This window comes from Rhodococcus sp. D-46 (genome assembly GCF_011290655.1).
GTDB classification, from domain to species: Bacteria; Actinomycetota; Actinomycetes; order Mycobacteriales; family Mycobacteriaceae; genus Rhodococcus_F; species Rhodococcus_F qingshengii.
Genome location: NZ_JAANTF010000009.1, coordinates 376,997 through 387,766, shown reverse-complemented (window position 1 = coordinate 387,766; position 10,770 = coordinate 376,997). Strand labels below are relative to the sequence as shown.

Here is a 10,770-nt window from a genome sequence, read left to right as displayed (position 1 = left end):
CATAGAGTTACGGCGGTCATAGCGAAGGGGAAACGCCCGGTCCCATTCCGAACCCGGAAGCTAAGCCCTTCAGCGCCGATGGTACTGCACTCGACAGGGTGTGGGAGAGTAGGACACCGCCGAACACCCGTTAACCGAAAGGGGACCCAACATATTGGGTCCCCTTTCGTGCGTTGTATGAGAGGAATGACTGTGTCGGAGAATGGCGACGAGCGTCGGTCCTTCCGTGGGGGAGGAGCGCCTCGATCAGGTGGCCCCCGTCGTGACAACGACGGGCGTGGATCACGCGGCGCTGCAGGCGGAGACCGCCGCGGTGGTGCCGGAGACAACAACCGTGGCGGTGCTGGAAACAGTAACCGCGGCGGCGGATTCAACGGCGGACAGCGTCGCGGCGGCGAGGGTGGGTTCACCCCTCGTGGACGCGACGGCGACCGCAACCGTCAGCAAGCACGACCTGACGAACCGGATTTGCCCGACAACGTAGAGCCCACGGAGTTGGACCCGGCCGTTCGTCGGGATCTGCTCAGCCTCGACAAGGACAACGCCAACACAGTTGCGCGTCACCTCGTCATGGCGGGCAAGCTCGTCGACGAAGATCCGGAACTCGCACTGCTCCACGCTCGCGCTGCCCGTCAGCGCGCCGGCCGAATTGCGGTCGTTCGTGAAGCTGCCGGAATCACCGCGTACCACGCCGGTGAATGGGCTGAAGCTCTCTCCGAGCTTCGTGCTGCCCGTCGAATGGCTGGCGGACCGGGTCTGATCGCTGTCATGGCCGACTGCGAACGCGGTTTGGGTCGACCCGAACGCGCGATCGAGCTCGGCCGTAGCGACGAGGCTGCCCTGCTTTCGGGCGACGAGGCGTCTGAGTTGAGGATCGTCGTCGCGGGCGCCCGCATGGATCTCGGTCAGTTCGATCAGGCAGTTGTCACACTGCAGACCAAGGATCTGGACGCAGCGCGTACCGGTGAAGCTGCGGCTCGGCTGTTCTACGCCTACGCCGATGCCCTCGTTTCAGCTGGTCGTGTCGAAGACGGACTGAAGTGGTTCCTCAACGCTGCAGCTGCTGACCTCGAGGGTGACACGGATGCTGAAGAACGGGTGGCCGAGTTGACCGGAGAAGATCAGTGACCGTGCTTCGTACTCAGTACGACGTACTTTTGCTCGATCTCGACGGCACGCTGTACGCCGGAGCTCATGCGATTCCCGGCACCCAGGCAGCTCTCGGTCAGGGCACGCAGGCCTTGTACTACGTGACCAACAATGCGAGTCGCTCGCCTTCGGCAGTGTCGGCGCATCTGACCGAACTCGGTTTCGATTCCGAAGACGATCGTGTCGTCACCAGTTCTCAGACGGCAGTGCGTCTGCTGTCGGAGCGTCTCGAACCCGGTGCCGCTGTGCTCGTCGTCGGTACCGACGCATTGGCCGACGAGGTGACGCGCGTCGGGTTGCTTCCGGTGCGCGAATTCGCGGATTCTCCGGTTGCTGTCGTTCAAGGACATTCGACGGAGACCAACTGGTCAATCCTTGCCGAGGCGTGCTTGGCGATCCGGGCCGGTGCGCTGTGGGTAGCGGCAAACCTGGACACAACACTGCCGTCGGAGCGGGGTTTGGTGCTGGGCAACGGCTCGATGGTGGCAGCTCTGCGCGCTGCGACCAAGCAGGAACCGTTGGTGGCAGGGAAGCCTGCTGCACCGCTGATGGAGGATGCGCTCGCTCGCAGCGGGTGTTCGCGTCCTCTGGTGGTCGGTGATCGTTTGGACACCGATATCGAAGGCGCACAAGCTGTTTCGATCGACTCGTTGTTGGTTCTCACCGGTGTGAGCACGCCGGGTGACGTACTGCGGGCTCCGGTTGAGCAGCGCCCCACCTACATTGCAGCAACTCTGGATTCGCTCAATCAGCCGGCCGTCGAATCGCTGGTCGGTGCGGACTCCAAGTGGTCTGTCTCCGTGAACGGGTCGGCGCTGGTTGTCGACGGCCCGGTTGTCGGGGACGAGATGTCGCTTCTACGCGCGGTTGCGCCTGTCGCATGGGCTAATCCGTCGTTCCGGACCCTGGAAGCGTCGGATGCCGGCGTGGCGGATCTGTTTGCATCCTGGCTCGTCTGATCTCTCGCAAATGTGTTCGACTCGCGGGGGTGCGGGTGTATGCGTAACCGAGAGTCATGCACTAACGTTGTGCCCGATGAGCACGCCGACACCGCACCCCGGAAACACGAGTAACGGATCTCCGTTGCCCGGGCCACGCCCTTCCGTCGATCCGGAACGCATACGTTCTGACGTCGACGGTTTGCTGGCGCGCCTCGGTGGCATCGAACAGGATCCGAACGATCAGCACGGAGCAGGTGTGATTCCGCAGAAGGCACATATTTTGGAACAGGCACACGAGGTGCTCGTCCAGGCACTCGCCTCTGTGGACAGGGCTTGACGTGGCACGTAGAGCACGGGTGGACGCCGAACTTGTCCGTCGCGGACTCGCACGGTCACGAGATCATGCGCAAGAACTGATTTCCGCCGGGCGAGTTCTCATCTCGGGAGCCGTTGCGACCAAGCCTGCGACGGCGATCGAAGCCGGAACGCCACTTCGGGTCGTCGAGGTGGAGCAGGAAGTTTCGTGGGCGTCGCGAGGTGCTCACAAACTGATCGGCGCACTCGACGCCTTCGGTGCCGAAGGATTGACGGTCGAAGGTCGCCGTTGCCTCGACGCCGGCGCATCCACCGGTGGGTTCACCGATGTTCTGCTGACGCGTGGTGCGAAGGAAGTTGTCGCAGTCGACGTCGGCTACGGACAACTGGTGTGGCGCCTGCAGTCCGATGACCGGGTGCACGTCATCGACCGAACCAATGTTCGTGCAATTGATGCAGAGACCATCGGCGGAACTGTCGATCTCGTTGTCGCGGACTTGTCGTTCATTTCTCTCAAACTTGTACTCGGGGCGTTTGTCGCCTGTACTGCTGACGGCGCGGACCTGGTTCCGATGGTCAAGCCTCAGTTCGAGGTGGGCAAGGACCGCGTCGGTGCCGGTGGCGTCGTACGAGATCCGGAATTGCGAATCTCGGCTGTGCTCGACGTGTCGGAGGCTGCTGCAAAGGTAGGTCTGCGGACGTTAGGTGTTGTGGCCAGCCCATTGCCCGGTCCGTCGGGAAATGTCGAGTATTTCCTGTGGCTTCGAAAGACAGGTTCGCCCGGTGATCACGAGCCGGACACCGAGGGAATTCCTTCGGTGGAGGACATGATTCGCAAGGCTGTAGAGGAAGGGCCCCAGTGAACGCGGTCACGAACGGCGAGTCGCGCGAGATCCTTCTTGTCGCACACCCTGGTCGACGTGACATCACGGAAACCGCCAAACGAGTCGGGAAGATTTTCGAACGGGCGGGAATCGGGCTGCGAGTCCTCGTCGACGAAGCAGACAGCTCGCGCATCGAAGCAATGACGGAACCCGCGGGCTTCTCTGCGCCGGGTCTCGACGTCACGGTTGTTCATCCCGGCCCTGATGCTGCCGTCGGATGCGAGTTAGTTCTGGTTCTCGGTGGTGACGGCACATTTCTGCGCGCCGCCGAACTCGCTCAAGAAGCGTCCATTCCGGTACTGGGCATCAACCTCGGACGGATCGGATTTCTGGCAGAAACCGAGGCCGAGCATCTCGACGAGGCGCTCGCACAGGTAGTTCGCAAGGAATATCGCGTCGAGTCCCGTATGACACTCGACGTTGTGATTCGGGTGGACGACGAGATCATCGATCGCGGGTGGGCGCTCAACGAGGCCAGCATCGAGAACCGTTCGCGTTTGGGAGTTCTCGAAGTTGTCCTCGAGGTCGACGGCAGACCGGTATCTGCCTTCGGTTGCGATGGTGTTCTCGTGTCCACTCCCACCGGCTCGACCGCTTATGCATTTTCCGCAGGCGGCCCCGTCGTGTGGCCCGAACTCGAAGCATTGCTCGTCGTACCCAGCAACGCGCATGCGCTGTTCGCGCGGCCGTTGGTCACCAGCCCGAATTCGATCATCGCGGTGGAGACCGTCGCCGGTAGCCACGACGGCCTGGTCTTCTGCGACGGGCGTCGTACGTTGGAACTGCCTGCCGGCGCTCGCGTCGAGATCGTTCGCGGCGCCACTCCCGTCAAGTGGGTCCGGTTGGACTCTGCGCCCTTCGCAGATCGGATGGTTCGCAAGTTCGAGCTTCCGGTTACCGGATGGCGAGGAAGGAAGCCTTAATCGTGCTCGCAGAGATCCGTATCGACAGTCTTGGTGTGATCTCCGAGGCCAGCGCCCAGTTCCACGAGGGCCTGACCGTCCTGACCGGTGAAACCGGCGCAGGTAAAACGATGGTCGTCACCAGCTTGCACCTCCTCAGCGGAGCGCGAGCCGATGCCGGGCGGGTGCGGTTGGGCGCGTCGCGAGCCGTCGTCGAAGGACGATTCATCGCCGACGACGTCTCACCGGCCACCGAGCGTGAGATCGTCCGAATCCTGGAATCGTCCGGCGCCGAGCGCGACGAGGACGGGACCATCATCGCCGTCCGGACAGTCGGCAGCGACGGCCGCTCACGGGCTCATCTCGGCGGACGAAGCGTGCCGGCGGGAGTTCTCTCCGAATTCACGGATCCACTTCTGACTGTCCACGGACAGAACGATCAGCTGCGATTGCTTCGTCCCGACCAGCAACGCAATGCGCTGGACCGCTTCGGGGACAAGGCAATCGGAACGCTGCTGACGAGGTACCGCAAACACCGTCGTGAATGGCTCGATGCTCGTTCGGAGTTGATCGAACGCACGTCGAAGGCTCGTGAACTGGCGCAAGAAGCAGATCAGTTGACCTTCGCGCTCAACGAAATCGACGGCGTGGCACCCGAGCCAGGCGAGGACACGGCAATCGTTGCCGAAGTTCGTCGACTCAGTGAACTCGATTCGCTCCGCTCGGCTGCGGAAGAGGCGCACGCTGCGCTCGCCGGTAGTGACGACATGGCCAGCGGCGACGTCGGGGTCATGCCGGCGCTAGACCTGATGTCCGAAGCGCGGGCGCGTATCGAGTCGGTCACCGACGCAGATCTGGACGGCCTCGGTTCCCGGTTGGCCGACGCTATTGCCGTCGTCACCGATGTTGCCGGTGACCTGAACACCTATCTGTCCGGGCTGCCCGCAGACCCGGGTGCGCTGGACTCTTTGCTGTCGCGGCAATCGGAACTGAAGACTCTGACTCGCAAGTACGCCGCCGATGTCGAGGGGGTTCTCGAATGGGCAGATACCGCTCGCGCTCGTCTGTCCAAACTCGACGTGTCCTCGGATGCGTTGTCGCTGTTGGCCAAGCAGGTCGAGGAGACGGCTGGCCTCACCGCGGAAGCCGCCACAAAGCTGAGCGCCGCGCGAGTCAAGGCAGCGGCAAAGCTCGCCAAAGCCGTCAGCGCGGAACTCGCCGGTCTGGCGATGGGACGTGCGGGTCTCGAGGTGACTGTGCGTTCGCAGCCTGCCGGCCCGCAGGACTCGGCGCCGCTCAGCGTCGGGGGAGTAGACCTTCATGCCGGGTCTGCCGGCGTCGACGAGGTGGAATTTCGTCTGTCTGCGCACAGCGGGGCACCGTCACTTCCGATCAGTAAGAGCGCTTCCGGTGGCGAGCTGTCACGCGTCATGCTGGCGCTCGAGGTTGTTCTCGCTGGTAGCGACACCGGCGCGACGATGGTTTTCGACGAAGTGGACGCGGGGGTCGGTGGTCGCGCTGCTGTCGAGATCGGCCGCCGATTGGCGAAACTTGCTCGTACGCATCAGGTTATCGTCGTCACCCACCTTCCGCAGGTTGCTGCGTTTGCCGACACCCACCTCGTGGTGGACAAGGTCGACGACAAAGGCGGAGTGGTGAGCAGTGGCGTGCGGACCTTGTCGGATTCGGATCGGGTGGTCGAATTGGCCCGTATGTTGGCAGGGCTGGACGACACCGAGACCGGTCGTGCGCACGCCGAAGAACTGCTCGAGATCGCGAATGCGGCCCGCGTCACAGATTGAAGGTTCTGTGGTGTTGGTGTGACTGATGTGGTAGTTGTCGGCGCGCCTCCACCGGTCAACGCGGTTTCAGGTTCATCATCGAAGCCATGAAGATGCCCGGATTGCTCTCACGTAACACCGAATCCTTGCCTGGGATCAGTGGCATCGCCAGGGCCGATCGGAACACGGCGAAGCTTCTACGCCGCGTCGGTCCTGGAGACATCGTGATCCTCGACGAAGTCGACATCGATCGCCGGACCGCCGATGCTCTGGTGAAAGCCGGAGTCATGGCCGTGGTCAACGCGTCGCCGTCGATTTCGGGGCGGTACCCCAACCTCGGACCGGAAGTGATCGTCGCCAACGACATCGTTCTGATCGATGCCGTAGACGGTGACGTCTTCAAGAACGTCAAGGACGGCAGCAAGATCCGCCTGCACGAGGGCGAGATCTTCAACGGCGAGAAGAGCCTCGTCAAGGGCGAAGAGCAGACCGAGGCCGAGATCTCCGATCGGATGATCGAGGCCAAGACCGGCCTGGTCGATCACCTGGAAGCGTTCTCGGGTAACACCATCGAGTTCATCCGCACCGAAAGTCCTTTGCTGATCGACGGAATCGGTGTTCCGGACATCGACATCGACTTGAAGGATCGCCACGTCGTGGTCGTCTCCGACGGACCCGAACACGAGGCCGATCTGAAGAACCTCAAGCCCTTCATCAAGGAGTATTCGCCGATCCTGATCGGTGTCGGCGCAGGTGCGGACGTGTTGAGCAAGGCCGGATACCGCCCCGATCTGATCGTGGGCGACCCGGAAGAGATCACCAGTTCCACCCTCAAGTCCGGCGCGGAAGTTGTTCTGCCCGCAGACCAGGACGGTCATGCGGCGGGGCTTTCCCGAATCCAGGATCTCGGGATCGGGGCGATGACGTTCCCGGCGACCTGCTCACCGACCGACCTTGCGCTGCTGCTCGCCGATCACCACGGAGCTTCACTGATCGTGACGGTCGGCAACGTGGTGTCCTTGGACGAGTTCTTCGACCGTGGGCGTCGTGAAAGCAATCCGTCGGCGTTCATGACACGGCTCAAGGTGGGACCGAAACTGGTCGACGCCAAGGCTGTGGCAACGCTGTATCGAAGTCGAGTGTCCGGCGGCGCGATCGCGCTCCTGGTGCTCGCCGCCCTGGTGGCAGTGATCGTCGCCCTGGTCGTGTCCAATGCCGGTAGTGAAGTTCTCGACTGGGCAATCGCAACGTGGAACAGCTTCGCGCTGTGGGTTCAGGGGCTCTTCAAGTGATTTCGATGCGTCAACATGCAATTTCCATAGCGGCAATCTTCCTGGCACTCGCGATCGGCGTGGTGCTCGGTTCCGGAATGCTGTCCAGTGGATTGCTTTCGGGTCTGCGCGACGACAAGGCGGACCTGCAGAACGAGATCGAAGACCTCAATCAACAGTCCAATCAGCTTCAGCAGCAACTCAATTCCGCGGACGGCTTCGATGCCGCTGTCGGCGGTCGCGTCGTGCGTGACAGTCTCGCTGGTCGCACCGTCGTCGTCATCACGGCACCGGACGCCGATCCCGGTGATCTCGACGGTGTCAACCGACTCGTCACTGCCGCCGGCGGTGCCGTGACCGGACGCGTCTCGCTCACCGATTCGTTTGTCGACGCCACCGGTGGTGACCGCTTGCGGACCGTCGTCACCAATGTCATCCCTGCGGGGATCACCCTCAAGACCGGTGCGGTCGATCAGGGCAGTCTCGCGGGTGATCTGCTCGGTTCGGTTCTGCTTCTCAACGGGCAGAACAGCGAACCGCAGAGCACTCCGGACGAGATGAATCTCGCGCTCGACTCGCTGCGTAGCGCCGGTTTCATCAGCTACGACGACGGAGCGGTCAAGCCGGCTCAACTCGCCGTGGTTCTCACCGGCGACAACAAGAGTGAATCCGACGCAGCCACGGGTAACCGCGGCGCCGTCATCGCCCGGTTCGCCGGTGCTCTCGACGGACGCGGCGCAGGAACGATTCTCGCGGGCCGGCCTGGCTCGGCCGAGGGCAGTGGTCCGGTTGCCGTCGCGCGTGCGGACGCGGCGCTCTCAGCGGGCTTGACGACCATCGACAACATCGACCGGGAATCGGGCAAGATCACGACGCCGTTGGCGCTGCAGGAACAGTTGAACGGCGGCGCCGGCCGCTACGGCACGGGACCGGGAGCGGCGGCGGTTACCGTCGGCGCACCCACCAACTGAACACCTCGGTATTGATACGCCGGTCACATCGGGGGCGGAAAGTCGGCGCGTTGTAGGCACCGACCCCCGATAGGTGTTACCGTGAAATCCCGTGGGTCGGCAGGCCCCAGCATGCTTCATCAGACCAAGCCCTGCACAGTCGTCACGGGAGCCCCTTTGCCACAGTCACGCACTAACACGCGTACCGCCACCAAGCACATCTTCGTCAGCGGAGGTGTAGCTTCCTCGCTCGGCAAAGGTTTGACCGCCTCGAGCCTGGGACAGTTGTTGACCGCGCGGGGAATGCGCGTGACCATGCAGAAGCTCGATCCCTATCTCAATGTGGATCCGGGCACCATGAACCCCTTCCAGCACGGCGAGGTCTTCGTCACCGAAGACGGTGCCGAGACCGACCTCGACGTCGGACACTACGAGCGGTTCCTCGACCGTGACCTCTCCGGCCAGGCGAACGTCACCACCGGCCAGGTCTACTCGACGGTCATCGCCAAGGAACGCCGCGGCGAGTACCTCGGCGACACCGTTCAGGTCATCCCGCACATCACCGACGAGATCAAGCGTCGCATCCTCGAGATGAGCGGTCCGGATCTGCAGGGACACCGCCCGGACGTCGTGATCACCGAAATCGGTGGAACAGTCGGCGACATCGAATCGCAGCCCTTCCTCGAAGCCGCTCGCCAGGTCCGCCACGACGTCGGCCGCGACAACGTCTTCTTCCTACACGTCTCCCTCGTGCCGTACCTCGGCCCCTCCGGAGAGCTCAAGACCAAGCCCACGCAGCACTCGGTTGCGTCGTTGCGCAGCATCGGCATTCAGCCCGACGCGCTGATCCTTCGTTGCGATCGTGACGTTCCGCAGGGCCTCAAGAACAAGATCGCCCTGATGTGCGACGTGGACGTCGACGCCTGCATCTCGACGCCCGACGCTCCCTCGATCTACGACATCCCGAAGGTTCTGCACCGTGAGGGCCTCGACGCCTACGTCGTTCGCCAGCTCGGTCTCCCGTTCCGCGACGTCGACTGGACCGTGTGGGGCAACCTCCTCGATCGTGTTCACCAGCCGCGTGAGACCGTGCGGGTCGCGTTGGTCGGCAAGTATGTCGACCTGCCCGACGCATACCTATCCGTCACCGAGGCACTGCGCGCCGGTGGATTCGCGAACCGGTCCAAGGTCGAGATCTCCTGGGTCCCGTCGGACGCCTGTGAGACCGAAGCCGGAGCGCAGGCCGCTCTCGGTGACGTCGACGGTGTTCTGATCCCCGGCGGCTTCGGCATCCGCGGCATCGAAGGCAAGCTCGGCGCGATCCGTTTCGCACGTTCGCGCAAGCTGCCGCTGCTGGGTCTGTGCCTGGGTCTGCAGTGCGTCGTCATCGAAGCTGCTCGTAGCGTCGGCCTCGACGATGCCAACTCGGCCGAGTTCGAGCCGGACACCAAGCATCCGGTCATCTCGACGATGGCTGATCAGGAAGACGTCATCGCCGGTGACGCCGACCTCGGTGGCACCATGCGTCTGGGTGCTTACCCGGCCGTGCTGACCAAGGGTTCCGTCGTCGCTCAGGCCTACGGAACCGAGGACGTCTCCGAGCGTCACCGTCACCGTTACGAGGTCAACAACACCTACCGCGACCGGATTGCCAAGTCCGGCTTGCAGTTCAGCGGAACCTCACCGGACGGCCACCTGGTCGAGTTCGTCGAGTACCCGCGTGAGCAGCATCCGTTCTTCGTTGCCACCCAGGCACACCCGGAGCTCAAGAGCCGCCCGACACGCCCGCATCCGCTGTTCGCCGCCTTCGTCGAAGCAGCGTTGACGTACAAGCTCGAAGAGCGCCTGCCCGTCGACGTCCACGGTGACGAGAAGATCGACACCGCCGCCACCGAGACGGCGCTCGACGCTGCAGTCGAGAACGTGGAAAAGGTCTAGCCACACATGAGCGATCCCGGTCGGCACGAATTCGACACCCTCGGCTCCAAGACGGTCTACACCGGCGCGATCATCGCGTTGCGCGTCGACACCGTTGCGATGCCTGGTGGTCAGCGTGCCGATCGGGAAGTCGTCGAACACCACGGCGCCGTTGCCGTCGTGGCACTGGACGAGCACGACAACCTGGTGCTGATTCACCAGTACCGTCACCCGCTCGGGCACCGGTTGTGGGAAATCCCTGCCGGTCTGCTCGACGCTGCGGGGGAGAGCCCGGTCGAGGCGGCAGCGCGCGAGCTGGGCGAAGAAACCGGACTCGGCGCCGATCGGTGGTCGGTGCTGGTCGATGTCGCTCTCTCACCCGGGTTCACGGACGAGGCGGTTCGCGTCTTCCTCGCCGAGGGGTTGCACGAGGTGGAGCGCGACGATCCCGAACACGAAGAAGCCGATCTCGAGATTTCGCGGGTTCCGCTCGCCGACGCCGTCGACATGGCGCTACGCGGCGACATCGTCAATGCCACAGCGGTATCAGGCATTCTCGCGATCGCCACCGCACGCGCGACGGGAAAGCCGCTACGCCCCGCCGACGCACCGTGGCCCGATCGTCCTCGCGCATTCGGAGAACGCAAGTCGCGAGCCTGA

General features: G+C 63.5%; 10 protein-coding genes and 1 rRNA gene. All 11 read left to right on the top strand.

Features of this window, described 5'->3' with window-relative positions; all coding sequences use genetic code 11:
- Positions 1 to 8 precede the first annotated feature (8 nt).
- Positions 9 to 125: ribosomal RNA gene (gene rrf, locus G9U53_RS24645) — 5S ribosomal RNA — on the top strand.
- A 61-nt stretch (positions 126 to 186) separates the two neighbouring features.
- Positions 187 to 1,128 carry a hypothetical protein gene (locus G9U53_RS24640; protein ID WP_080961175.1) on the top strand — a complete coding sequence of 314 codons (942 nt, stop codon included), beginning with the start codon at positions 187 to 189 and terminating at the stop codon, positions 1,126 to 1,128.
- Positions 1,125 to 2,108: an HAD-IIA family hydrolase gene (locus tag G9U53_RS24635; RefSeq protein ID WP_007731903.1), complete on the top strand. Its 984-nt coding sequence runs from the start codon at positions 1,125 to 1,127 to the stop codon at positions 2,106 to 2,108. Before G9U53_RS24640 ends, G9U53_RS24635 begins: the two co-directional genes overlap by 4 nt.
- 76 nt (positions 2,109 to 2,184) lie before the next feature.
- A complete protein-coding gene (locus G9U53_RS24630; RefSeq protein WP_003946140.1) occupies positions 2,185 to 2,427 on the top strand; it encodes a hypothetical protein in 243 nt (80 codons plus the stop codon).
- A 1-nt stretch (position 2,428) separates the two neighbouring features.
- Positions 2,429 to 3,268 (top strand): TlyA family RNA methyltransferase, encoded by an 840-nt coding sequence (locus tag G9U53_RS24625; RefSeq protein ID WP_003946142.1) that lies wholly within the window; start codon positions 2,429 to 2,431, stop codon positions 3,266 to 3,268.
- Positions 3,265 to 4,212, top strand: coding sequence for an NAD kinase (locus G9U53_RS24620; RefSeq protein ID WP_003946132.1), 948 nt, complete (start codon positions 3,265 to 3,267; stop codon positions 4,210 to 4,212). Before G9U53_RS24625 ends, G9U53_RS24620 begins: the two co-directional genes overlap by 4 nt.
- 2 nt (positions 4,213 to 4,214) lie before the next feature.
- Positions 4,215 to 5,993 (top strand): DNA repair protein RecN, encoded by a 1,779-nt coding sequence (recN, locus tag G9U53_RS24615; protein ID WP_165639304.1) that lies wholly within the window; start codon positions 4,215 to 4,217, stop codon positions 5,991 to 5,993.
- An 86-nt stretch (positions 5,994 to 6,079) separates the two neighbouring features.
- The gene (gene steA, locus G9U53_RS24610; RefSeq protein ID WP_007731902.1) at positions 6,080 to 7,264 is read left to right on the top strand and encodes a putative cytokinetic ring protein SteA; all 1,185 of its coding nucleotides are present in this window, start codon (positions 6,080 to 6,082) and stop codon (positions 7,262 to 7,264) included.
- Positions 7,261 to 8,214 carry a copper transporter gene (locus tag G9U53_RS24605; protein WP_007731900.1) on the top strand — a complete coding sequence of 318 codons (954 nt, stop codon included), beginning with the start codon at positions 7,261 to 7,263 and terminating at the stop codon, positions 8,212 to 8,214. Before steA ends, G9U53_RS24605 begins: the two co-directional genes overlap by 4 nt.
- 156 nt (positions 8,215 to 8,370) lie before the next feature.
- Complete coding sequence (locus G9U53_RS24600) at positions 8,371 to 10,131, top strand: CTP synthase (RefSeq protein ID WP_003946139.1); 1,761 nt, start codon at positions 8,371 to 8,373, stop codon at positions 10,129 to 10,131.
- Positions 10,132 to 10,137: 6 nt separating this feature from the next.
- Positions 10,138 to 10,770 (top strand): NUDIX hydrolase, encoded by a 633-nt coding sequence (locus G9U53_RS24595; RefSeq protein WP_019748589.1) that lies wholly within the window; start codon positions 10,138 to 10,140, stop codon positions 10,768 to 10,770.

What these genes read in the sequence shown, in the direction of transcription:
- G9U53_RS24640 (WP_080961175.1), top strand. Translation starts at nt 187, where the DNA reads ATGACTGTGTCGGAGAATGGCGACGAGCGTCGGTCCTTCCGTGGGGGA.
- G9U53_RS24630 (WP_003946140.1), top strand. Translation starts at nt 2,185, where the DNA reads ATGAGCACGCCGACACCGCACCCCGGAAACACGAGTAACGGATCTCCG.
- steA (WP_007731902.1), top strand. Translation starts at nt 6,080, where the DNA reads ATGAAGATGCCCGGATTGCTCTCACGTAACACCGAATCCTTGCCTGGG.
- G9U53_RS24595 (WP_019748589.1), top strand. Translation starts at nt 10,138, where the DNA reads ATGAGCGATCCCGGTCGGCACGAATTCGACACCCTCGGCTCCAAGACG.